Here is a 23,806-nt window from a genome sequence, read left to right on the forward strand (position 1 = left end):
AATTAAAATGGTATCTCGTCATCCATATCATTTGACACTTGAGAAGAGTCCTCAATATTATTTTGTTGAGTTGTGTCATTCTGAATTCCACCACCTGTATTTCCCCCACCTAACATTGTAAGTGAAGAATTATAACCTTGTATAACAATTTCTGTTGAATACTTGTCTTGGCCAGATTGTTCATCTTTCCATTTACGTGTTGTCAGTTGTCCCTCTACATAAACTTGAGCACCCTTTTTTAAATATTGTTGAACAACATTAACCAATCCTTCATTGAATACAACTATACGGTGCCATTCAGTTTTTTCTTTCCTTTCACCAGTATTTTTATCTTTCCATGTTTGACTGGTTGCAAGACTTAGTCTAGCTACACTTTTACCGGTTACCATTTGTTTAATTTCAGGGTCTGCGCCCAAACGACCAATTAATAATACTTTATTTAAACTTCCAGCCATAATATTTTACTATTTGTTAAATTAATTAATAAGATTTATATCACAATTCTTCTGAATATTAATTTTATTGACTCAAAGCAACTAAAAATATGATGAAAAAGATAGTTATTAAGGGCGCTAAAGAACACAATTTGAAGAATGTGACTGTAGAGATTCCAAAAGATAAATTTGTAGTGATAACAGGTTTGTCTGGATCAGGAAAATCTTCATTAGCTTTTGATACCATCTATGCTGAGGGTCAAAGAAGATATGTTGAAAGTTTATCTGCTTATGCTCGTCAGTTTTTAGATAAAATGAAAAAACCAAATGTTGATTTAATTGAAGGCTTAAGTCCAGCTATAGCAATTGAGCAAAAAAACACTTCAAAAAATCCCAGATCAACTGTTGCAACTGTTACAGAAATTTATGATTATATGAGGGTACTCTATGCAAGAGCAGGTATTCCCTACTCTCCTTTTACAGGTAAGCCAATAACTTCTCAAACAATTACTCAAATTGTTGATTTAATTAAAAAATTACCAAAAAAATCTACAATTTATATTTATGCTCCAGTAGTTAGGGGTCGTAAGGGAGAATATAAAAAAGATATTTTAAGCTATAAGAGACGTGGATTTAGAAAAATAAAAATTGATAATGTATTATACGATATAGAAAAATCTCCTAACCTAGATAAAAAATTAAAACACGAAATTTCAATTCTAGTTGATAGAATTGTACTTAATTCAAAACTTGGAAACAGATTAGCTGAAAGCGTAGAAACAGCTGTAAATTTAGCTAATGGGTTAGTTTTTGTTGAATACGAAGATGAAACTCTTCCTCAAAAATTTAGAAAAATTGAAAAATTAATTTACTCCACAAAGTTTGCTTGTCCAGAAAGTGGTTTTACTATCGAAGAAATAGAACCAAGATTGTTTTCATTTAATAGTCCCTATGGTGCTTGTGAAGAATGTGAAGGTATAGGAATGAAATTAAATGTAGACCCGAATTTAGTAGTTCCAGATGAGCGAAAAAGTTTAGCAGATGGGGCAATTGAACCATGGGCCAAATCGACAACTTTATATTATGCCCAAACATTAGCGTCTCTTGCAAAGCATTATGAATTTTCTCTTGATGAAAAATGGAAAAAACTACCAAAAAAAATAAAAGATATAATTTTATATGGTTCAGATGAGGACGAAATTAAATTTAATTATGATGATGGATATGAAAAATATTCATATAAAAAAACCTTTGAAGGAGTGATTAATAATCTTGAAAGACGTTTCTTGGAATCTGATAGTGAGTGGAAAAGAGAAGCAATAGCCGAATATCAATCTGATACCGCATGTGAAGCTTGTAATGGTGATAGACTTAAAGAAGAGGCATTATGTGTTAAGATTAATGATTTAAATATTAGTGAGGTTACTAAAAAATCAATTCATGATGCCGCTGAATGGTTTAAAAGCTTAGAAAATAATTTAGATAAAAGGCAATTTAAAATTGCAGAACATGTCCTAAAAGAAATAAATGAAAGATTAAATTTCTTACTTAACGTTGGTTTAGATTATCTAACACTCTCAAGAGAATCTGGAACTTTATCAGGTGGAGAAGCTCAAAGAATTAGATTGGCATCACAAATTGGATCTGGTTTGACTGGAGTATTGTATGTTTTAGATGAACCATCAATTGGCTTACATCAAAAAGATAATGTTAAATTAATTAATGCATTAAAAAGATTAAGAGATCTTGGAAATACAGTAATTGTCGTTGAACATGATACTGAAACAATGGAAAATGCAGATCATATTATTGATCTTGGCCCTGAAGCAGGAACGAATGGTGGTCAAATAACAGCTCAAGGAACTTACGAAGAACTTAAAAAGGATAAGAAGAGTATAACTGGACAGTACCTTGCAAATAAACAAAAAATTGAAATTCCTAAAACTAGACGATTAGCAAAGAATGGTAGATTTGTAGAAATAAATGGTGCTAGTGGAAATAATTTAAACAATGTTAACCTTAAAATTCCTACAGGTACATTTACCTGTGTAACAGGAGTTTCGGGTAGTGGTAAATCTACATTAGTATTACAAACGTTATTCCATGCATTAAACTTAACACTTAATAATAAAGCTAGAAAAACTCCAAAAGCATTTAAAGGTTACAAAGGTGTGGAATTAATTGATAAGATTATTGATATAGATCAATCCCCTATTGGCAGAACTCCAAGATCTAACCCAGCCACATACACTGGAGCTTTTGGTCCTATAAGAGATTGGTTTACTAGTTTACCCGAGTCTAAAACTAGAGGTTACAAACCAGGAAGATTTTCATTTAATGTTAAGGGTGGTAGATGTGAAGCCTGTGAAGGTGATGGTGTTATTACTTATGAGATGCACTTTTTACCAGATGTTTATATTCAGTGTGATGAGTGTAAAGGTACAAGGTACAACAGAGAAACTTTAGAGATTAAGTTTAAAGGAAAAAGTATAGCCGATGTTTTAGATATGTCTGTTGATGAAGGTTGCGAATATTTTGAAAACATTTCAAATATTAAGTCTAAATTATTAACCTTAAAAAAAGTTGGACTTGGTTACATTAAAATTGGACAACAGGCCACTACACTATCAGGTGGTGAAGCACAAAGAATTAAACTAGCAAAGGAATTATCAAAAAGATCAACTGGTAGAACTATGTATATATTGGACGAACCAACAACTGGCCTACATCAACACGATATAAAAAAATTACTAGAAATTCTTCACACCTTCGTAAAATTAGGAAACACCGTAGTTGTAATAGAGCATAACTTAGATGTTATAAAAACAGCTGATCATATAGTTGATATGGGTCCTGAGGGCGGTGTTAAAGGTGGTAAAATTGTTGCAGAAGGTAAACCAGAAGAAGTTTGCAAAGTAAAAGAAAGCTACACAGGCCAGTTTTTAAAACCTCTTTTGTACTAAATATAAAAACTTATAAAAAATCTAAATTTAGTGTATATTAATTAAGAATCATGAGCAGTTTATTATCATCACTATCTAAAACAATTCATGCATCGCTTGCATTAGCAATCATATTGTTTTTAGGTCTTTCCTATTTAAATGATGGTATTGCATTCGATATTCTTTTCTGGAGCTGGTTATTTAGATACATTCATGTTGCTGTTGCAATAATGTGGATAGGATTATTGTGGTATTTTAATTTTGTTCAAATTCCAAATATGGGAAAAATACCTGATGAACAAAAACCTGCTATTGGGAAAGTAATTGCTCCTGCTGCTTTATTTTATTTTAGATGGGCAGCTGCGTTTACTGTTCTTTCAGGATTAATTTTAGCTCTGTTAAATGGATATTTACATGATGCTATGACTTTTAGCATTGGATCTAGTGTTCCAAAACATACAGCAATAGGAATTGGTATGTGGTTGGGAATTGTAATGGCTTTTAATGTTTGGTTTGTGATTTGGCCAAACCAAAAAAGAGCCTTAGGAATAGTTGAAGCTGATCCAGAAACAAAAGCTAAGTCAGCTAAAACTGCAATGTTATTTTCAAGAACAAATACACTTTTATCTCTACCAATGTTACTTTCAATGGTAGCTGCTCAAAACTTATATTAAACTGTTTTATTATCGTCTTCTTTTAAGACTGTTTTTTGTGATACTCTTAATCTCACTAAAACTGTATTAGCTATATAAATCGAAGAATAAGTTCCAAATACAACACCAAGTATCATTGCTAAAGAAAAACCTTTTAAAATTTCACCACCAAAAAAGAATATCGCTAATAAAGCTAACAAAGTTGTGGCTGAGGTTATTATTGTTCTAGATAAAGTTTCATTAATTGAAATATTTGTTAATTCAAAAATTTTAATGTCTGAATATTTTCTTAAATTTTCTCTAACACGATCAAAAATTACAACAGTATCATTCATAGAATAACCAACGATTGTTAGAACAGCTGCAATAATTGATAAATTAATCTCAAGACTAAATAATGAAAAAATTCCCAATGTTACTATTACATCATGAAATAGAGCCAAAATAGCACCCAAACTAAATTGCCACTCGAAACGTATCCAAATATAGATAAGCATTACAGCCAGAGATAAAGAAATAGCAATGACACCAGCTTTAAGCAATTCAGCGCTTACTTTAGGACCTACATTTTCAACTCTTCTAAAATCATAGTTATTTCCAAAAGAACTGTCTAAATCTTTTTTAATTTCTTCTATAATATTTTTTTTATTATCTTTATTTTCAAATTTAATTAGAAAATCAGTGTCATTTCCAAATTTTTTAACAGAAACATCTCCTAAATCCATTTGATTAAATTTATCTCTCAATGAACTAACGCTAATTTTGCTATCTGATGACCTTAGTTCAATCAATGTTCCACCTTTAAAGTCTATACCGTAATTTAAACCTTTAAAAATTAGTAATAAAAGTGATGCTGCAATTAAGAATATAGATAGTATGTTAAAGTGATTATAGTATTTATTAAATGCTATCATTAGATTAATTTTTCCTTATTTTTATTTCTTGTCACGTAAAGACTAGTGAATAATCTTGCTATAAAATAAACTGAGAATAGTGTTGTAAATATTCCTACACCTAGAGTAACAGCAAATCCTTTTACTGGACCAGACCCCATAAAAAATAAAATTATAGCAGCTAATAAAGTAGTAATATTTGCATCAATAATTGCTGTTCTTGATTTTGTGTAACCTCCATCAAAAGCTAAAATATTATTACTTTCATCTTTTAATTCTTCTTTAATTCTCTCAAAGATTAAAACATTTGCATCAACAGCCATACCAACTGTTAAAATTATCCCTGCTATACCTGGAAGAGTTAGTGTTGCCTCAAATAAAGTTAAAATACCAAGTAATAAAAATAAATTAATTATTAATGTTACGTTGGTGATTAGTCCAAAAACTTTGTATTTAACAAACATAAAAATAATAACTAATAAAAAACCTATAGCTAAAGCAATCATTCCTGCATTAATTGAATCTTGTCCAAGATCAGGTCCTACAGTTCTTTCCTCTATAATTTCTAATGGAGCGGGTAAAGCTCCAGATCTTAATAATAAAGATAAATCTGTAGCACTTTGGAAAGTAAATCCACCACTGATCTGTCCAGACCCACTTGCTATTGTATCTCTAACAACAGGTGCGCTAATTATTTTTCCATCTAAAACAATGGCTAATTGTTTTCCAATTCCAGTAGATGTCGCTTTACCAAATCTTTTAGCGCCTACTCTATCAAGAGTAAAATTAACAACTGTTTGATTATTTTGAGTGTCCATTTTTGGTTGAGCATCTAATAGATTTTCACCACTAATGATTATTCTTTTACTTACTGTTGCCTCTTCTAAGCCATCTTCAAATTTTAACTTCTCAACACCAAATCTGTCACTTTCATCATTGGTTACAAATCTAAATGTAAGATTTGCAGTTTTTCCTAATAGTGATTTAATTCTTTGAGGATCATCTAGTCCAGGAAGTTCAACAAGAATTCTATCATTACCTCTTTTTAAAATATTAGGTTCATTAGTACCGACTTCATCTACTCTTCTTCTTACAATTTCTATAGCTTGATCTTGCGATGAAGTTTTAAGATTTATTATACCTTGTCTTGAAAAACTTACTTTTAAATTGATACCATTATCTTCAATATCAAGTTGGTGTGATTTAAATCTTGGGTAATAAGGATTTAGATCACTATTTTCATCTTGAAACACATCTAGTACTGCTTGTTTGTCTAAATCAGAAACATTGAAAAAAATATTTTGATTATCAATTTTAATATTATTAACTTTGATCTTTTTTTCTTTGAAATAATTTCTAATAGTAGTTGTTAAATTTTGTAATTTTTGTTCAATTACAGGCTCATTATCAATTTCAAGTAGAAGATAAGAACCACCTTGTAAATCTAGTCCAAGATTTATTTTCTTATTAAAAAAACTATCATCGAACTTAAATAGATTTGATGACGCAATTAAAATAAATAATAAAGAAAATAAAGTTACAAATAAGATTCTTAGTTTAGAAAAATAAAGCACTTATCTTAATTGATTATTTTTTAACTTCTGGAGAATTGTTTAAGAGACTTTGAATACCTGTAGCTTTAACAATTTCTACTTTAATATTTTCAGCTATTTCAACTTCTACTTTGTCGTTATCAATTAATCTTTCTACTCTTCCTGTTATACCACCTGAAGTGACTACTTTATCACCTCTCTTTAAACCTTCGACCATTGCTTTATGTTCTTTAACTTTTTTTTGCTGTGGTCTGATTAAGAAAAAATAAAAAATAACAAAAATTAAAATTAGCGGTATAAATTGACCAATTCCTGAACCTTCCATAAATCTCCTTTAAATTATGGCATTCTTATACCATCTCACTAATTAAAACAACTTTAATTGTTAGAAATCAATTCCATATTGTTCATATAAGGTCTTAGAACTTTAGGAATTATAATAGAGCCATCTTTTTGCTGATAGTTTTCCATAATTGCAATCAGAGTTCTTCCAACAGCTAAACCACTTCCATTCAACGTGCCTGCGAAAACATTTTCCTTATTATTGTTTTTATATCTTGCCTTCATACGCTGTGCTTGAAAAGTTGAACAAGATGAACATGATGATATTTCCCTATATTTATTTTCTGAGGGCAACCATACCTCAATATCATAGGTCTTCTCTGCGCTAAAACCCATATCACCTGAACATAAAATTACTTTTCGGTAAGGTAACTCTAATTTATCTAGTATGTCGGTAGCACAATTTGTCATTCTCTCTAATTCTTCTAAACATTTTTCATTCTCAACAATACTTACCATTTCAACTTTGTAAAATTGATGCTGCCTAATCATGCCCCTTGTATCCTTTCCATAACTTCCAGCTTCTTTTCTAAAACAAGGAGTCGAAGCAACAAATCTCATTGGTAAATTATTAAGATCAATCATTTTATCTTTAACAATATTGGTTAAAATCACCTCTGCTGTTGGTATCAAAAATTTTCTATCTGAACCTTCGTCAAATTTAATTTCAAACTGATCATTTTCAAATTTTGGCAACTGTCCAGTGCCGTACATAGTGTTTTCTGATGCCATTAATGGTGGTGATATCTCCTGATAACCATTTTGATGAATATGAGTATCAAGCATAAAATTTGATATTGCTCTTTCTAAAAGAGCCAATTTATCTTTTACAAATACAAATCTTGAACCAGTAGTTTTTGTAGCTAAATCAAAATCAAGCATATTTAGTTTTTCACCTAATTCGTAATGTGTTTTAGGTTTAAATTCTAAATTAGGTATCTCTCCAGATTTTAATATTTCTTTATTATCATTTTCGTCTTTACCATTTGGAACATCTTCATGTGGTATATTAGGTATGCTAGACAGGATACTATCTAAATCAAACTTAATTTGTTTTTGATCTTCTACAATTTTGTCGAGTTTCCTGCTAATTTCTTTAGATTTCTTAAACAAGCTCTCATCTTTTGATTTAGAAATATCTTTTTTTTCTTTTTCTAAATTTTCTTTTTTTTGAATTAAATTTCTATTTTGTTCATCTAATTTTTGTATTTTTTCAAAATCTACGTCTAAATTTCTTTTTTCAAGAGATTTTTGAAATTTGGAAAAATCTTTTCGTATTTCTTTAATGTTATGCATCTTCTTTTTGTAAATTTTTATTTTCTATAAATTTTACTGAAAATATTGATAATTCATACAGAATTAATAAAGGTATTGCTAAACCTATTTGAGTTATTGGATCTGGTGGTGTTAACAATGCAGCTGCTGCAAATATAATAACAACTACATATTTTCTTCTCTCTTTTAAAAATTGACTATCAACTATTCCAATTCTTGCTAATAGACTTAAAACAACTGGTAACTGAAAACTAATACCAAAAGCAAAAATTAATTTCATAACTAGTGATAAATATTCATTAACTTTAGCCTCTAATTGGATTGGTAAATTTGTAGAAAGACCTGTGCTTTCAAATGAAAGAAAAAATTTAATCGCAAGTGGCATTATCAAATAATAAACCAGCATACCCCCTAGAAAAAATAATATTGGTGTTAATATAAGGTAAGGCAGAATTGCTACCTTTTCATGTTTGTACAATCCAGGTGCAATAAATTTCCAAATTTGCATCAAGATAAATGGACATGTTACAAAAAAAGCAGTGAAGAATGATACTTTGAGATATGTTAAAAAGGTCTCTTGTAAAGCTGTAAATATCAATCTTCTATCAGAGCCGTCTTCTTTTACAGCTCTTGCAAATGGATCAACAAGAAAACCATAGATATGTTCTGCAAATAAGTAACAAATCACAAAAAAGATAAATAAAAAGATAAAGCTATTTATTAATCTTTTTCTTAATTCTGTTAGGTGACTTACAAATCCGCCTTCCTGATCTTCATTACTCATCTTTTTTAATTTCTTTTTTTATTTCGTTGTCAATTTTTTCTTCATCTATCTCTAAATTTGAAACTTCATTTTGAATATTGTTAACGTATCTTTTTGCTGACCCGATCCACGACCCAGCTTTTTTTAACATTACTGGAAAATCCTTTGGACCAAGAACTATTATAGCAATAGCAACAACAATTAAAATTTCAAACCAACCGATAGTAGGCATTTAAATTAATTTTTGTTATCCGAGTCTTTGTTATCGTCAGATATATTTTTTGGCTCTGTATCGTCAGTTACGTCTGACGCCATTCCTTTTTTGAAACTTTTAATACCTTTAGCTACATCACCCATTAAGCTTGAAATTTTTCCTCTTCCAAACAATAAAACAACCAATATAACTACAATAGCTATTTGCCAAATTCCTATACTCATAAAAAACTTATAACCTTTTTAAGGTTGTTTTGAAAGTTACTTTTTTACTATTCTTTCTCTTCAGGATCTAGAGTGCTATTAAGCATTTCATCTATATTGGAATAAATATCTTCTTTTTTCTCTTCTTGCTTTTCTTTGTAAAATTTTCCAGTTCCAAAAATAGCATTATCAACACTTGAACTATCAATTAAACCAGCAGCACCCAATTCATCAATTGTTGGAAGATCAGATAATTTTTGTATGTTGAAGTGACTTAAAAAATCATCAGTAGTTATGTATTGAATTGGTCTACCAGGGACATCTTTTCGACCTCCTGGTTTTACCCAATTTAATTCCATTAATATCTCTAAAGTATTAGTACCAAAAGCAACTCCCCTTATTTCTTCTATTTCAGCTCTCGTAACTGGTTGATGATAAACAATTATAGCCAAAGTTTCTACCGCAGCTCTAGATAGTTTCTTTTCAACAGTTTTTTCTTGAGACATCAAATTTGATAAATTTGGTGATGTTCTAAAAGACCACTTATCTTTTATACAAATTAAATTAATTCCTCTATTTGAATATTCTTGCTTTAATTTTTCCAAAGACTCTGGAACGTTGCCTTTTTTAGAAACTTTACTTTCTATAGTATCTACATCTAAAGGCTCAGCTGCTGCAAAAATAATTGCTTCTATTTCTTTATCTAAATCCGATAATTTTGATGGAAACTTTAAAACATTATCTTTTGAAGCTTTTGCTTTTTTAATCATTTATTTCCTTTATATATATTTCATCAAATAATTTATCTTGTTTAATTGATAAATTTCCTTCTTTAACTAATTCTAACGATCCAGCAAATATTCCAGCTTTGCCAGTTTTCTTGTATTTTGAACCACTTTTAAAATTACTTGGAATTAATTCATCCAATTTTTTCCACTCAAATAGTTTGCCAAAAAATTCTCTAATTGTTTTGATGCCATCTTCTGTTGTAAACACAGGAAGTTTTGGAATATTCATTTTTTGAAAATCTTTAGTCATTATTATTGTTGAGTAAGCTTTCATTAGTTCAAATAAACTTAAGTTATATTCCGTGCTATAAATTGATCTAATATTTCCTTTCATACCTCTTGTTCTTATTTCTCTACCTAATCTTTTTCTCTTAAGCATTTGTTCGGATAATAATCTAATTAATTCTAATTTTTTCAGCTGTAATTTTAACTTTTCTGCAACTTCTTGAACTTTAAATTCTTCTTCAGGAGTACCAGGTAAAAGTAATTTTGATTTTAAATAAGCTAACCAAGTAGCCATTAAAAGATATTCAGAAGCAATTTCTAAATTTAAGTTTTTTTCATTGGTAATATACTCATGAAATTGATCTGCTAACTTAGTTATAGATATTTCTTCTAAATCAACTTTTTGAGCTTTTGCTAAATCTAAAAGTACATCTAATGGTCCATTATAATTATTTATATCAACATTAAATAATTCAGAATCAGTAGCAGACATGGAAAGATATTAACTTAAAATTTTATAAAATTGAGATGTTTTTTTAAGAATAAAACTATTCACTTGAGGTGAATTTTCTGCGACTATCTTCATTTCTTTCATATTTCCATTACAATGAAGTGCTATATTACAACCTGCGCTGAATAAATTAATAGTATTAAGTTTTAAATCATCACTTAAACTCTTCATTGATAAGTCATCTGAAATTAAAATATTCTTAAATCCTATATTTTTCCTAATAATATTAATTATTTTTTTAGAGTGAGTGGCAGTGTTATTTTTATCAATTTTTGAATAAACAACATGACCTGTCATTGCAAATAAACATTTCTTCTTTTTAAATGTCCAAAAATCGTTTTTAAGAAGATATCCATATGTTTTGTTAATAATCGGTGTTGAATAATGACTGTCGGCTTTTGCTAAACCATGACCAGGTATGTGCTTCATTACAGTTCCTATTGAGTTATTTTGAAATAATTCAATACAAATATCCCCTAATTTAGAGACAATTTTTTTATTTTTTGAATAAGATCGATCACCAATTACCTTGCTAGCGCCATTAACTCTAAGATCTAAAACTGGAACAGTATTAATATTCACACCAATTAAATTCAATAAATAAGAAGTCTTATCTACAAATAACTTATAAACGATTTCAAATTTTTTTTTATCTTTATTAAACATATCTCCAAAATATTCAGATGTTATATTATCAAAGGAAATTAAATTTCTTAATCTGTTTACTCTTCCTCCTTCCTGATCAATCATAATTGGATATTTTTTATCCTTAAAAATTTTTCTAATGCTAGAGGTTAATTTTTTAACTTGATCAAAAGATTTAATATTTCTGGTAAATAGGATAATTCCCCAGGGTTTATATTTTTTTAGAAATAAAATTTCATTTTTAGATAATTTTGTTGATTTTAAACCAACTATAAAAGATTTTCTTTTACTTATCATTGTCTAATAATTTCCAAAAATTAAATTTTTTCTTTTTCTTTTTGTTTGTTTGTTTAACATACTCAATTACATTTTGAGTATCATTCTTTAAAACTGGTAAATTTTTTGAGTATAATTTTATTTTCTCATCAATATTTTGATGAGATCTATATGATTTTTTTTTGTGTTCATCAGAAAAATAATATTTGCCTGTAAAAAAAATAAATAAAAGTATTACTGAAACAAATATTAAGTACTTTATTTCTTTAAGCATTACATTTGATTGGGTGCATCAACACCAACAATATCCATACCTGTTTTAATAACATTAGAAATAGCTTTCAAAAAGATCAATTTATCTGGTGAAACTGTTTTTTGATCATTAATGAACCTTTTTTCTGGAAATTGTTTTCCTAAATTCCAATACGAGTGAAATTCCGATGCAAGATCATATAAATAAACAGGTATTCTATGTGGTTCTAATTTTGTACTAGCTGCGTCAATACATTTTGGCCATTCAGATAATTTTTTTAAAATTTTAATTTCATCATTAGAATATTCAAAATTGAAATCATTTAATTCAATTTTTGAATTTACGTCTTCATCTATATGTCTAAATACAGATGAAATTCTAGCGTAACAATATTGAACATAATATAGTGGATTGTCCTTAGATTTTTCTTTGACTGCATCGAAATCAAAATCTAATTCAACATCACTACTTCTGTTAAGCATAATAAATCTTGTTGCATCTCTTCCAACTTCTTCAATCAAGTCATCTACGGTAATATAATCTCCTTTTCTTTTAGACATTTTGAAAGGCTTGTTATCTTTAATTAATTTTACCAACTGACTAATTTTACAAATTAATGTATCTTTTTTTCCTGACAGTGCTTCAACTGAGGAGGTAATCCGTTTTATATAACCTGCATGATCTGCTCCAAGAATATTGATTAAGTAATCAAAATTTCGATCAACTTTATTTTTATGATAAGCAACGTCACTTGCAAAATAAGTCCATGTGCCATCAGATTTTTGAAGTGCACGATCTTTATCGTCACCAAATTCTGTTGATTTAAATAATAATTGCTCTCTTTCAACCCAATCTTTGTTATCTTCACCAGCTGGGGCTTTGATTTTTCCTTTATAAATAAAGTTATTTTTTTCTAAAAAATCTATTACACTTTCAACTTCATTGTTTGATACGATATTTTTTTCACTAACAAAATTATCATGTTTAATACCCAAGCTTTTAAGATTATTTTTGATAAGCAAAAGCGCCTGCTCTATTGATAAGACTGTTAATTTATCTCTAATTTCATCAAAATTATCAAATTTAAGATCTGAATTATTTGAAATTATATTTTTTGCAAAATCAATTAGATAATCCCCAGGATACAAATCGGGATTATCTTCAGGAAATGTTTCTTTAAAATAAACTTCTCTAATTCTAAAATATACTGATTTAGTAAAATTTATAATTTGGTTACCATAATCATTCACATAATATTCTTTTGTAACTTTGTGTTTATTAAAAATTAAAACATTAGAGATAACATCACCTAGAATAGCACCTCTACAATGTCCTACATGCAAAGGACCTGTCGGGTTTGCTGAAACAAACTCTACTAAATAATTATTTTTTTTCTCTTTGTCATTTATTCCAAAATTATCTGCATTATCTGTGATATTTTTAATAAAATTTGACCAATAAGATGGTTTAAATTTAATATTAATAAATCCTGGTTTGGCTACAGATATTGTTTCAATTTCGCTGTCATTATTTTTAATTTCGGGAGCAAGTTTTTCTGCAAGCTGTAATGGTGAAGTTTTATTGATTTTTGATAAAACCATCGCAACATTTGTTGAAATATCACAATCAAATTTTGGCGGAGGTATTTCTGCATTAATACCATTAAAATTCTCTGGAATTTCTAGTTTATTATTTTTATTCAAATCAACGATAACAGATTTAATTTTATCTAAATATAATTCAAAAATATTCATTTATTATCGTTATAAAGGTTAATAGCATATCTATCAGTCATACCAGATATAAAATCTGAAATAGCTCTATATTTGTCTTTAGTCAATTGATCTTTGGACAAAAATTTTCTTGGATTTGATTTAATTATTTTAAATAATTTCTTAATTATTAATTTACCTTTATGATTTTTTTTCAATACTGACTTGTTGTCGTACATTTTGTCTCTTAAGAAAGATTTAATTTCTTTTTCTGCATTCTTAATTTGGTTAGAAAAACAAACGATTAACTCATTAGATTTAGCTACGTCTCTTGAGGATTTTATCTTAAGCTTTTGAATATTTTTCTGAGTATTGCTCAATAAATCTCTAACCATGAGATCAATTGAGTCTCTTATAATTTGATAAATTGCAATTTTGTAATTTTTATTAGTAATTTTATTTTTATATTTTTTATGAATATTTTTAAAAAAATCTATTTCAACTAATTCCTCCATTTTAAAAAGGCTGGCTTTTATTCCGTCTTGAATATCGTGATTGTTATATGCAATATCATCTGAAATTGCTGAAATTTGAGCTTCAAGAGAGGGAAATGAATTATATTTAATTTTACCTTTAAAAGTTTTCAACCCTATTAGCTTGTTGACTAAACCAATATCATCAACTGGTCCGTTATGTTTAAGTAGACCTTCTAACGTTTCTATAGTCAAGTTTAATCCCTTAAACTTAAAATACTTATTTTCTAAAAACATAACTATTCTTAAGGTTTGAAGGTTGTGATCAAAACCACCATAATTCTCCATGCATTCATGTAAGGCATCTTCTCCAGCATGACCGAACGGCGTGTGGCCTAAATCATGTGCTAAACTTAAAGTTTCGGCTAAATCCTCATTTAATTTTAAATATTTAGCTATTGATCTTGCAATCTGAGCAACTTCTATTGAGTGAGTAATCCTTGTTCTAAAATGATCTCCCTCAGTATTAACAAATACTTGGGTTTTATGTTTTAGCCTTCTAAATGATGCACTATGAATAATACGATCTCTATCTCTTTGAAAAGGAGATCGATATTTTGAGTTAGCTTCCTTAATTAGTCTGCCTTTACTTTTGTATACCCCTAACAAAGCGTCTTTTTTCATCCTTTAATTAAAATAATTAAGTATTATATTAGTAATATCAGTGTTGAGACATGATTAAAGAAATTAAATTTACAGATAATGCGTTAAAACAAATAGAAAGTTTGTTAGCAAAAAAAGACAAAGGTTCATTTTTTAGAATCGCTATTAAAGGTGGTGGTTGTTCAGGATTTCAATACGAATTCACTTTTGATAAATCAAAACAAGACGACGATTTAAATTATCAAAATATTTTAATTGATAAAACTTCTGCAGATTTACTTAAAGGATCTGAAGTTGATTATGTTTCTGAATTAATAGGTGAACAATTTAAAATATCTAACCCACAAACAAAATCCTCTTGTGGTTGCGGTGTTTCTTTCTCACTTTAATGCTGATTTCATCCTGGAATGTCAATTCTGTAAGAGCACGAATTGAAAATATCAAAAGTTATTTATTAAAATATAAACCAGATATTTTAATGATGCAGGAAATCAAAACCGAGGATATCAATTTTCCTTATGATGATTTTTCTTCAATGGACTATGAAAGCCACGTATTTGGTCAAAAAAGTTATAATGGTGTAGCAATTATTTCAAAAAATAAATTAAAAAATATAAAAACTGATTTAATTAAAGATAAATTAAAACAATCAAGAATAATTTCTGCTGAATTTGAATATAAGAAAAAAACTATTCAATTAATCAATATATACACACCAAACGGGAATCCTGTTGATACTGAAAAATATGATTACAAAAAAAATTGGCTTGATCAATTAATCAAACAACTAAAAAATTTATCTAAAAAAAATCTAAATTTAATTTTAGCTGGTGATTTTAATATAATTCCATCAGCAGAAGATGTTTACAATGTAAAAAGTTTTGAAGATGACGCTTTATATAGGTTGGAAATCAGAAAAAAATTTAGAGAGATGATAAATCTAGGTTTCAATGATGTTTATAGATATTTTAATGAAGAGAAAGAAGGATATACATTTTGGGATTATATGAGAGGTGCCTGGCAAAAAAATAATGGCATGAGAATTGATCATTTTTTAGTTTCAAATTCACTAATTGATCAAATTAAAGATATAAATATCAACAAAGATCCTCGTGGAAGAGAAAAACCCTCTGACCACACTCCTATCGAAATTACTTTAGCTTAAAGATTTAATTTTATTAACTAACTCTTCGTTTATATTTCTTGGACCAGTGTCCAATCTATTTTTATGACGTCTTTCGCCAGGTAATCTTACTTCACCCATTGATTTCATCTTCTCAAAAAATTCTTCTGCATGTTTTTGCCAATCAGTTCCTGAAGTTTTATCTGGACTTATTGCTAATATAAATTCACCACCACTCGGAGGACCCCCATCATTATTATCTTTAGCAGCTGTTTCATAACTAAAATTATCACCAACTAAAGCGCCTGCTAATAATTCAACCATCATAGCAATTGCAGAACCTTTGTAACCACCAAAAGGTAATAATACTCCACCATCAGCAATTTCACCTGGATCAGTTGTTTCTTTTCCATCTTTAGTCAAACCAGTTCCAAGTGGAACTTTGTGCCCTTCTCTTTTAGCAACCTGAACTTCACCCATTGCCATCGATGCAGTTGCCATATCGTAAACAACTGGAGTTTTGCCAGGTCTTGGCCAAGCAAATGAAATTGGGTTCGTTCCAAATAATGGTTTTATTGCACCTGCTGGTGCAACAGCAGGTTTGTAAGATGTACATGCAAAAGCAACTAAACCATCTTCAGCTAAGTTTTCTGTTTCAGGCCACATAGCAGCCATATGATGTGAATTATTTATTGCTAATACTGCAACACCATTTTCTTTTGCAGCCTTAGCTAGTTCTGGCAATCCCTTATTTAATACAACAGGTGCTAAACAATTATTTCCTTCAACTTTAATTACTGATGGAGATATTTTTTTAACTTCAGGTTTACCTTTTCCATTAATTTTTCCACTTCTAAGACCAGTAACGTATGCTGGCAATCTAAATAAACCATGTGATACTGAGCCATCTCTTTCTGCATTTCTTATTAGATCAGATAAAATTGATGCTGTTTCATCATCGCATCCATTAGCCAAAAGAGTTTTTTTGGCAAGTTCAAATATTTCATCTAAGGTTAGAGGTACTGTGCTCATTACTTCGATTTACACTTTTTACATAAACCAAAAAATTCTAAGTTATATTTATTGTATCTCATTCCTGAGTCATCCTCAAAATTTGATAAATATTTTGAAAGTTTTGAATTATTTATCTCTGAAACTTTTTCACAGCTTTCACAAATAGAAAAAGCTGTTGCTTTCGAAATTTGGCAACTAGAATTTTGACATGCAATAAAAGCGTTTCTACTTTCAATCTTATGAATTTTTCCAATTTCAACTAACTTATCTAAAGCTCTATAAACTTGTAATGGTGCTTTAATCCCTTTTTTTTGAACATTAAAAAGAATTGAATAAGCCTTCATAGGTTCGCCAGATTTATCAATAAGATCAAAAATTATTTTTTGGTTTTTAGATAGATTATGTTCTTTTTGCATTTATAAATTCTTATCAATTAGTCATTAGTTTTTCAATTGAATGGATTGCTTTATTTTAAACAAAGATAAAATGAATAAAAATAATGATGCAGCAATTATTGATGGTCCTGAGGCTGTATTAAACTCAAGTGAGGAAAACAGTCCTAGTATTACAGATAATAAACCACCTATAATTGAGAAAAATATCATTTTCTGAGGGCTGTCTGAGATGTTTCTAGCCATGGCTGCTGGAATGATTAGCATTCCAGTTATTAACAACAATCCAACCATTTTAATTGAAATTGCTATGATCGCTGCCATTAAAATTGTGAATACGGCTTTAGCGCGCTCTGGATTTAATCCTTCAGCCTCCGCTAATTCGTAATTAACAGTCGATGCAAATAAAGGTTTCCATATCAATTTTAAAATCATCAAAATGATAGCACCACCTATCCAAATTATTAGTATGTCATTTGTAGTTACAGCCAATATGTCACCAAACAACAGACCCATTATATCAAATCTAATGAATGTTAAAAATCCTATCACAACCAAGCCTACTGCTAGAGAAGAATGGGCTAACAAACCTAGCAAAGCATCACCTGGTAGATTAGTTTTTTTTTGAAGTTGAATAAGAATTAAAGCAACTACAGATGAAATTAAAAAAACAGATAAGGCTATGTTTAACTCTAAAGAATAAGCCATAGTCACTCCTAATAAAGCTGAGTGAGAGAGTGTATCACCGAAATAAGATAATCTTCTCCAAATTACAAAACAACCTAAGGGTCCAGTAACTAAGGCTACACCTATTCCAGCAAATAAAGCTCTAATAAAAAAATCATCAAACATATTAATTTTTCTTTATTTGTCCTTCCTCTGAATGGACATGATCATGTTTATGTTCATATACAGAAAGAATTTGAGATGCTTTTTCACCAAATAAGGTTTTATATTCATTGTTTTTTGCTACATCCATCGGTGTACCTGAACAGCAAACGTGACCGTTTAAACAAACAACATGATCAGTAGCTGTCATTACAGTATGTAAATCATGCGAAATTAATAAAATTCCACAGTTAAGAGTGTCTGAAATTTTTTTAATCAATTCATAAAGAGCAATTTCACCTGTGTAATCTACACCTTGGACAGGTTCATCAAGAACTAATAATTCTGGTTTTTTTGAAATAGCCCTTGCTATTAAAACTCTTTGAAACTCACCTCCAGATAAATTTCCTAAATTTTTATTTTTTAAGTGAATGACACCAGTTAAATTTAAAGCATCATCTATCGCTTCCTCATCAATATTTTCTGTTAACAGCATAAAATCATAAACACGAAGAGGTAATGTCCAATCTATAGATATTTTTTGAGGAACATATCCAATCTTGTTAGTATATTTCTCAACATTCCCCTCTATATTTTTATAAATTCCTAAAGCAATTTTTGCAGTTGTGCTTTTTCCTGACCCGTTAGGACCAATTAAAGTTACAATTTTTCCTTTTTCAACTTTTAACGAAACGCCTTCTACCAACCACTTCCCATTTTGACGAAAGCCTGCATTATTTAGTTGAACCAAAGTTTTATTCTCAGAGTTCATTTATTCCTTGACTTGTAAATGTTATATTATTACATAATGTTATAATATAACAACTTTTAAATAATTACTTATGATAAATCTAAAAAAATTACCAATAATCTTTTCATTAATATCCTTTTTAACTATATTTTCATCAGCAAATGCTGAAATTAAAGTGGTTGCTTCTATTAAACCAATACATTCATTAGCAAGTTATTTAATGGATGGTGTAGGTAAACCAGATCTAATAGTGGATGGTTATAGCTCGCCTCATGGATTTGCAATGAAGCCCTCTCATGCAAAAATGCTTCAAAATGCTGATCTTGTGTTTTGGGTAGGAGAAGATTTAGAAAATTTTTTAGAAAAACCGTTAAGTTCTATCGCAAAAAAAGCTGAAAAAATTGAACTAATAGAAATCAAAGGATTACAAGTATTAAAATTTAGAGAAAGAAATATTTTTGACGAACATGATCATGACGACCATGGACATGATGATGATCACGGTAAAAAAGAAGATGATCACGACCACGATCACGACGATCACGGTAAAAAAGAAGATGATCACGACCACGATCACGATGATCATGGTAAAAAAGAAGACGATCACGACCACGGACATGATGATCATGATGGACATGCTCATGGTGAATTTGATCCACACATTTGGTTGGACCCAATTAATGCAAAAGCTATGTTAAATGAAATGGCAGAACATTTAATTGAAAATGATCCAAAAAATGAAGCTAAATACAAAAGTAATTTAGCTAAGGCTTTGCAAGAAATTGATAAACTTACAATTGATGTAATGACTGATTTAAGTAACAGCGTATCTTCAATTGTATTTCATGATGCTTATCAATATTTCGAGGAAAGATTTAACGTTAAAATATTAGGTGCATTTACTGTTAATACTGATGTAATGCCTGGTGCAGAACAACTTGCTGAAATAAGAGAAATTATTGAGCATGATAAAGTAGCTTGTGTGTTCTCAGAGCCTCAATTTAATCCTGATATTATCAATGCAGTTGCAAAAGATATGAAGATTAAAACTGGTGTTCTGGATCCTCTAGGTGCAACATTAGATCCAGGTAAAGATCTATATTTCAATTTAATTAGAAATATGTCTGCATCTTTCAAAGGTTGTTAATTAAAAATTAGGTTTAATCCGGGAATTTTTTTAAATTCTCGGATTAACATATAACATTCACTGATATTTTTATAATACAATAAGCATTGTAATTTTTTCTAAGAGGATTTATTTTCTTTATAATTTGATTTTATGAACGATTTAAATTTATTTAAAAAAAATGGCTTTCTTGTTAAAGAAAATTTAATTTCTCAAACAAAGATAAACAAAATAAATAAAATTGTTAATGAAGTAATTTCAAAAGAGAAAAAGAAAAAAAATGGTAATGGTGTAAATGGAACTCAATCCTATAATAATTACCATTTTGTTTACAATTCAGACTCATCAAAGAATAAAGAAATATTAAGACTAAATAACCCTCAGAATAGGCATAAAATCTTCTATGAATTATCAAGAGATAAAAAGATTATATCCATAGCTAAAAAATTGTTAGGAGGAACAGTTAGATTTCATCTTGGTAAATTAAATTTTAAGCTTCCAAATAAGAAAAAAGGAAGTGAAATTGGATGGCACCAAGATTGGGCTTTTTACCCTCATACTAACGATGATTTAATCACAGTTGGTATATATTTAGATGATTGCTATGAGAAAAATGGGCCTCTTAAAATAATAAAAAATTCACACAAAAAGAAATTATACAGCCACCACAGCAAAGATAATTATTTTGTTGGAAAAATAGATACAAAAAAAAATAAAATAGGAACAAAAGATAGTGTTTCTATAACAGGAACTGCTGGAACAGTTGTTTTTTTTCATTGTAGATCAGTTCATGGATCAGGACACAACCAAATGAATAACTCAAGACCCTTAATTTTATTTGGTTATAGAGCTTGTGATGCTTGGCCATTAATCAATGATGGAAACCCTCATCCTGAAGTAAATTTAGAAAATTATGATAAAAATATTATTGTAGGAAATAAATCAATAAAACCAAGATTAACTAAAGTTCCAACAATAATCCCACTACCTAAAAAGAAACATTATGTTTCTATCTACGAACTTCAAAAAAATTAAATTAAAGTTCTTTGTAATAAATCTTTAACATAACATTCATATAAATTTTGAATGTTATTTTTAAAAAAATATCTTAAATGGATCAGCACATTTTTTGTTTTAACTGGTATTTTGCTTACTAATCTTAATATTTATCCACTAAATATATATTTTCATGGACTTGGTGTTGTTGGATGGACAATTTCAGGTTTCTTATTAAAGGATAAGGCTATTTTAACTAATTTTGGATTACAAATTCCACTTTTTGTAATCGGTATTTACAAAATTATTTTTTAATGAAAAATGTTTTATTTGTATGCACTGGTAATTCTGCAAGAAGTATTATAGCTGAAAGTATTATTAATAACGAATACCCAAATAAATTTAAAGCTTTTAGTGCTGGAAGCAACCCTTCTGGAAAAATCAATGAAGATGTTAAAAGTTTTTTAGTAAAAAACAAAAATTACGATCTAAGCAACTATAGTTCTAAAAACTTTGAAGAATTTATAAATAATGAAATAAAAATGGATCATGTATTCACTGTATGCAATAACGCAAATAATGAGGTGTGCCCTATCTGGCCTCAAAAGGAACAAATAATACATTGGGATATTGAAGATCCTGTATCCAAACTTCAAACTGCAAATAATGAAGAAAAGCAAATAATCATTAGAAACACATTTAATATTATAAGTAGTAAAATTAAAGATTGGATAAATGAAAAATAAAAGTAGATATTTTCTTTCAGAATTTATTGGAAGTTGCTTTCTAGTAATGATTATAGTTGGATCAGGCTTAATGGCAGAAAATCTGACTAATGATATAGCTGTAATTCTAATAGCCAATACTGTAGCAACAGGCGCTGGTTTATTTGTATTAATCACAGTATTTGCTGATGTATCTGGTGCTCATTTTAATCCATTTGTTAGTATTGCAATGACAATTACAGGAAAATTAAAAAAAAGATTACTTCCCTTTTATATTTCTGCTCAAATCTTAGGGTGTATGTTGGGAGTTGCTCTAGCTAACTTCTTTTTTGAACATCAAATATTTGAGCTATCAACAAAATCAAGAGATGGTGTTTATATATTTGTATCAGAAATAGTAGCTACTTTAGGTCTTATAATGATAATTTTTGGTTCAATGAAATCAGGTAAAATTGCTGTAGCTGCTTCAGTTGGTTTATATATCACAGCTGGTTACTGGTTTACTTCATCAACATCCTTTGCAAATCCTGCAGTTACTATAGCTAGAACTTTTACAGAATCATTTACTGGTATTAATTATTTGAATACACCGTTTTATATAATGGCTGAATTGATTGGAATGATAATAGCTGTTTATCTAGTTAAAAAAGTTTTTTTAAATAAGTGAATAACCAGAAGATCTTACAGTTCTAATTAATTCCTTTTTATTTTTTAAATTTACAGATTGTCTTAATCTTCTGATATGGACATCAATAGTTCTGCTCTCAACATTTACATTATTTGGCCAAACATTTTCTAAAATTTGATCTCTTGAATAAACTCTCTTAGGATTAGTTAAAAAAAATTCCAACAATCTAAATTCTGTTGGTCCAAGCTTAATTTCTTGTTGATCTCTAAACACTCTTTTTTCAATTCTATCTAAGCTAAGATCTTCATACTCTAAACTATCAGATATTATATTTGGATTAGATCTTCTTAACACAGCTTTAATTCTTGCCATTAATTCATTAAAGCTAAACGGTTTAGTTAAATAGTCATCTACTCCGCTATCTAGACCTTTTATTTTGTCTTCTTCCTCACCCTTTGCAGTTAGCATAATCACAGGTAAACTTTTAAAACTATTATCTTTTCTTATACTTTTACAAATTTCTATCCCTGAAAGATCAGGTAACATCCAATCTAATAATAGTAGATCAGGTTGAAATTTTTTTAATTCTTTTAAACCATCATTACCATTAAATGAGGACGATACTATAAAGCCGTTTTTTTCTAAATTATGTTGAACTAATTGAATTATTGAAGGTTCGTCTTCAATAATAAATATCCTACCATTCATTTTTATTGTTGAATAACTTTTCCTTTAGGTCTGCTACCTTTTAAGTATTCACCTTTAATTAAAAAACAAATTGTTTCAGCAATATTAGTTATATGATCTCCAGCTCTTTCAAGATTTTTTGTTGCAAAAATCAAATGAGTAGAGAAATCTAAATTCTTTTTATCTTTTGAAAGAAAATCAATAACACTTTCCATAGCTATATAGGTCAAATCATCAACTTGTTCATCTTTTTCCCATACCTCTTTAGCTTTGTCATAATTTTTATTTACATAACTATCTAGAACATCATTTAATTGTTTAATTACTAAATCTCCTAATCTCTTTAAATTTCCTAATAGTTCCTCAGGTAAATCTAATGGTAAAGGTTTTACTTTTTTTGCGTTACTTTTTGATAAATCGCCTATTCTTTCTAAATCTTGAGATATTTTTAAAGAACTGATTGTTTCTCTCAAATCAATAGCCATAGGTGCTCTTTTGACTAGTAATGTCATAATCTGAGTATCAATTTTAGATCTAAATTTATTTATTTCTTCATCACTTTTAATAATTTTATCAATAGAGTCTTTATCAACTTTGATTACTGCATCCATAGAGTCAACCATTTGAGACTCAGTTAAACTTCCCATTTTAATCACTGAGTCAATTAAGTATCTTAATTCTTCTTCGTAAGATTTTACTGTGTGCTCATTGCTCATAA

Annotated in this window: 29 protein-coding genes; 9 read left to right on the forward strand and 20 right to left on the reverse strand. The window is 28.9% G+C overall.

The annotated features are described in order from the left end of the window. Positions 1 to 2: 2 nt before the first annotated feature. The gene (gene ssb, locus ACTTBK_RS02570) at positions 3 to 455 is read right to left on the reverse strand and encodes a single-stranded DNA-binding protein (RefSeq protein ID WP_440618432.1); all 453 of its coding nucleotides are present in this window, start codon (positions 453 to 455) and stop codon (positions 3 to 5) included. 89 nt (positions 456 to 544) lie between these two features. On the opposite strand from ssb, the gene uvrA reads away from it, so the two are divergent. Further along, a complete protein-coding gene (uvrA, locus tag ACTTBK_RS02575; RefSeq protein ID WP_440618433.1) occupies positions 545 to 3,397 on the forward strand; it encodes an excinuclease ABC subunit UvrA in 2,853 nt (950 codons plus the stop codon). A 50-nt stretch (positions 3,398 to 3,447) separates the two neighbouring features. Then, positions 3,448 to 4,050 carry a urate hydroxylase PuuD gene (locus ACTTBK_RS02580; RefSeq protein ID WP_440618434.1) on the forward strand — a complete coding sequence of 201 codons (603 nt, stop codon included), beginning with the start codon at positions 3,448 to 3,450 and terminating at the stop codon, positions 4,048 to 4,050. On the opposite strand, the gene secF is transcribed toward ACTTBK_RS02580, so the two are convergent. The 13 genes from secF to ACTTBK_RS02645 are packed head-to-tail and all read right to left on the reverse strand — an operon-like array spanning position 4,047 to position 14,839. Further along, positions 4,047 to 4,943 carry a protein translocase subunit SecF gene (gene secF / locus ACTTBK_RS02585; protein ID WP_440618435.1) on the reverse strand — a complete coding sequence of 299 codons (897 nt, stop codon included), beginning with the start codon at positions 4,941 to 4,943 and terminating at the stop codon, positions 4,047 to 4,049. The two genes, ACTTBK_RS02580 and secF, sit on opposite strands and share 4 nt — an antisense overlap. Beyond that, entirely contained in the window at positions 4,943 to 6,496 is a 1,554-nt protein-coding gene (secD, locus tag ACTTBK_RS02590) for a protein translocase subunit SecD (protein ID WP_440618436.1), read from the reverse strand. Before secD ends, secF begins: the two co-directional genes overlap by 1 nt. A 13-nt stretch (positions 6,497 to 6,509) precedes the next feature. Beyond that, the gene (gene yajC / locus ACTTBK_RS02595; RefSeq protein WP_440618437.1) at positions 6,510 to 6,800 is read right to left on the reverse strand and encodes a preprotein translocase subunit YajC; all 291 of its coding nucleotides are present in this window, start codon (positions 6,798 to 6,800) and stop codon (positions 6,510 to 6,512) included. Positions 6,801 to 6,853: 53 nt separating this feature from the next. Beyond that, a complete protein-coding gene (gene serS, locus ACTTBK_RS02600) occupies positions 6,854 to 8,113 on the reverse strand; it encodes a serine--tRNA ligase (RefSeq protein ID WP_440618438.1) in 1,260 nt (419 codons plus the stop codon). Continuing rightward, a complete protein-coding gene (gene tatC / locus ACTTBK_RS02605; RefSeq protein WP_262589221.1) occupies positions 8,106 to 8,876 on the reverse strand; it encodes a twin-arginine translocase subunit TatC in 771 nt (256 codons plus the stop codon). The genes serS and tatC overlap by 8 nt, the downstream gene beginning before the upstream one ends. Continuing rightward, positions 8,869 to 9,087, reverse strand: a complete 219-nt coding sequence (gene tatB / locus ACTTBK_RS02610) for a Sec-independent protein translocase protein TatB (protein ID WP_262589222.1) — start codon at positions 9,085 to 9,087, stop codon at positions 8,869 to 8,871. Before tatB ends, tatC begins: the two co-directional genes overlap by 8 nt. A 5-nt stretch (positions 9,088 to 9,092) precedes the next feature. Beyond that, positions 9,093 to 9,293 carry a twin-arginine translocase TatA/TatE family subunit gene (tatA, locus tag ACTTBK_RS02615; protein WP_262589223.1) on the reverse strand — a complete coding sequence of 67 codons (201 nt, stop codon included), beginning with the start codon at positions 9,291 to 9,293 and terminating at the stop codon, positions 9,093 to 9,095. 47 nt (positions 9,294 to 9,340) lie between these two features. Next, positions 9,341 to 10,042: an SMC-Scp complex subunit ScpB gene (scpB, locus tag ACTTBK_RS02620; protein ID WP_440618439.1), complete on the reverse strand. Its 702-nt coding sequence runs from the start codon at positions 10,040 to 10,042 to the stop codon at positions 9,341 to 9,343. Beyond that, entirely contained in the window at positions 10,035 to 10,778 is a 744-nt protein-coding gene (locus ACTTBK_RS02625) for a segregation and condensation protein A (protein ID WP_440618440.1), read from the reverse strand. The genes scpB and ACTTBK_RS02625 overlap by 8 nt, the downstream gene beginning before the upstream one ends. A gap of 9 nt (positions 10,779 to 10,787) precedes the next feature. Continuing rightward, on the reverse strand, positions 10,788 to 11,738 hold the full coding sequence (locus tag ACTTBK_RS02630; RefSeq protein ID WP_440618441.1) for a glycoside hydrolase family 3 N-terminal domain-containing protein: 951 nt from the start codon (positions 11,736 to 11,738) through the stop codon (positions 10,788 to 10,790). Next, entirely contained in the window at positions 11,728 to 11,991 is a 264-nt protein-coding gene (locus ACTTBK_RS02635) for a hypothetical protein (RefSeq protein WP_440618442.1), read from the reverse strand. Before ACTTBK_RS02635 ends, ACTTBK_RS02630 begins: the two co-directional genes overlap by 11 nt. Next, complete coding sequence (gene argS / locus ACTTBK_RS02640; protein ID WP_440618443.1) at positions 11,991 to 13,724, reverse strand: arginine--tRNA ligase; 1,734 nt, start codon at positions 13,722 to 13,724, stop codon at positions 11,991 to 11,993. The genes ACTTBK_RS02635 and argS overlap by 1 nt, the downstream gene beginning before the upstream one ends. Beyond that, a complete protein-coding gene (locus ACTTBK_RS02645) occupies positions 13,721 to 14,839 on the reverse strand; it encodes a deoxyguanosinetriphosphate triphosphohydrolase (RefSeq protein WP_440618444.1) in 1,119 nt (372 codons plus the stop codon). Before ACTTBK_RS02645 ends, argS begins: the two co-directional genes overlap by 4 nt. Positions 14,840 to 14,889: 50 nt before the next feature. Here ACTTBK_RS02645 and ACTTBK_RS02650 point away from each other — a divergent pair, with 50 nt between their 5' ends. Beyond that, on the forward strand, positions 14,890 to 15,207 hold the full coding sequence (locus tag ACTTBK_RS02650) for a HesB/IscA family protein (RefSeq protein ID WP_262589230.1): 318 nt from the start codon (positions 14,890 to 14,892) through the stop codon (positions 15,205 to 15,207). Beyond that, positions 15,207 to 15,983 (forward strand): exodeoxyribonuclease III, encoded by a 777-nt coding sequence (gene xth / locus ACTTBK_RS02655; RefSeq protein WP_440618445.1) that lies wholly within the window; start codon positions 15,207 to 15,209, stop codon positions 15,981 to 15,983. Before ACTTBK_RS02650 ends, xth begins: the two co-directional genes overlap by 1 nt. Here the strand turns inward: xth and ACTTBK_RS02660 are convergent. The 4 genes from ACTTBK_RS02660 to ACTTBK_RS02675 are packed head-to-tail and all read right to left on the reverse strand — an operon-like array spanning position 15,975 to position 18,947. Further along, a complete protein-coding gene (locus tag ACTTBK_RS02660) occupies positions 15,975 to 16,973 on the reverse strand; it encodes an Ldh family oxidoreductase (RefSeq protein ID WP_440618446.1) in 999 nt (332 codons plus the stop codon). The genes xth and ACTTBK_RS02660 overlap by 9 nt on opposite strands. Beyond that, positions 16,973 to 17,371, reverse strand: coding sequence for a Fur family transcriptional regulator (locus tag ACTTBK_RS02665; protein WP_440614396.1), 399 nt, complete (start codon positions 17,369 to 17,371; stop codon positions 16,973 to 16,975). Before ACTTBK_RS02665 ends, ACTTBK_RS02660 begins: the two co-directional genes overlap by 1 nt. 24 nt (positions 17,372 to 17,395) lie before the next feature. Continuing rightward, positions 17,396 to 18,199, reverse strand: a complete 804-nt coding sequence (locus ACTTBK_RS02670) for a metal ABC transporter permease (RefSeq protein WP_440618447.1) — start codon at positions 18,197 to 18,199, stop codon at positions 17,396 to 17,398. Position 18,200: 1 nt separating this feature from the next. Beyond that, positions 18,201 to 18,947: an ATP-binding cassette domain-containing protein gene (locus ACTTBK_RS02675; protein WP_440618448.1), complete on the reverse strand. Its 747-nt coding sequence runs from the start codon at positions 18,945 to 18,947 to the stop codon at positions 18,201 to 18,203. Between the two features lie 70 nt (positions 18,948 to 19,017). Here ACTTBK_RS02675 and ACTTBK_RS02680 point away from each other — a divergent pair, with 70 nt between their 5' ends. The 5 genes from ACTTBK_RS02680 (at position 19,018) to ACTTBK_RS02700 (ending at position 22,440) form a co-directional block, all read left to right on the forward strand. Next, positions 19,018 to 20,073, forward strand: a complete 1,056-nt coding sequence (locus ACTTBK_RS02680; protein WP_440618449.1) for a zinc ABC transporter substrate-binding protein — start codon at positions 19,018 to 19,020, stop codon at positions 20,071 to 20,073. Positions 20,074 to 20,205: 132 nt separating this feature from the next. Beyond that, positions 20,206 to 21,087 carry a phytanoyl-CoA dioxygenase family protein gene (locus ACTTBK_RS02685; protein ID WP_440618450.1) on the forward strand — a complete coding sequence of 294 codons (882 nt, stop codon included), beginning with the start codon at positions 20,206 to 20,208 and terminating at the stop codon, positions 21,085 to 21,087. 51 nt (positions 21,088 to 21,138) lie between these two features. Then, the gene (locus tag ACTTBK_RS02690; protein WP_440618451.1) at positions 21,139 to 21,363 is read left to right on the forward strand and encodes a DUF6552 family protein; all 225 of its coding nucleotides are present in this window, start codon (positions 21,139 to 21,141) and stop codon (positions 21,361 to 21,363) included. Then, a complete protein-coding gene (locus ACTTBK_RS02695; protein ID WP_440618452.1) occupies positions 21,363 to 21,794 on the forward strand; it encodes an arsenate reductase ArsC in 432 nt (143 codons plus the stop codon). The genes ACTTBK_RS02690 and ACTTBK_RS02695 overlap by 1 nt, the downstream gene beginning before the upstream one ends. Next, on the forward strand, positions 21,784 to 22,440 hold the full coding sequence (locus ACTTBK_RS02700) for an MIP/aquaporin family protein (RefSeq protein WP_440618453.1): 657 nt from the start codon (positions 21,784 to 21,786) through the stop codon (positions 22,438 to 22,440). The genes ACTTBK_RS02695 and ACTTBK_RS02700 overlap by 11 nt, the downstream gene beginning before the upstream one ends. Here the strand turns inward: ACTTBK_RS02700 and phoB are convergent. Continuing rightward, complete coding sequence (gene phoB / locus ACTTBK_RS02705) at positions 22,429 to 23,109, reverse strand: phosphate regulon transcriptional regulator PhoB (protein WP_440618454.1); 681 nt, start codon at positions 23,107 to 23,109, stop codon at positions 22,429 to 22,431. The genes ACTTBK_RS02700 and phoB overlap by 12 nt on opposite strands. A 2-nt stretch (positions 23,110 to 23,111) precedes the next feature. Further along, positions 23,112 to 23,804 carry a phosphate signaling complex protein PhoU gene (phoU, locus tag ACTTBK_RS02710; protein WP_262589241.1) on the reverse strand — a complete coding sequence of 231 codons (693 nt, stop codon included), beginning with the start codon at positions 23,802 to 23,804 and terminating at the stop codon, positions 23,112 to 23,114. Positions 23,805 to 23,806 lie beyond the last annotated feature (2 nt).

It is taken from the genome of Candidatus Pelagibacter sp. HIMB1493, assembly GCF_052047995.1.
In the GTDB taxonomy this organism is placed as follows: Bacteria; Pseudomonadota; Alphaproteobacteria; order Pelagibacterales; family Pelagibacteraceae; genus Pelagibacter.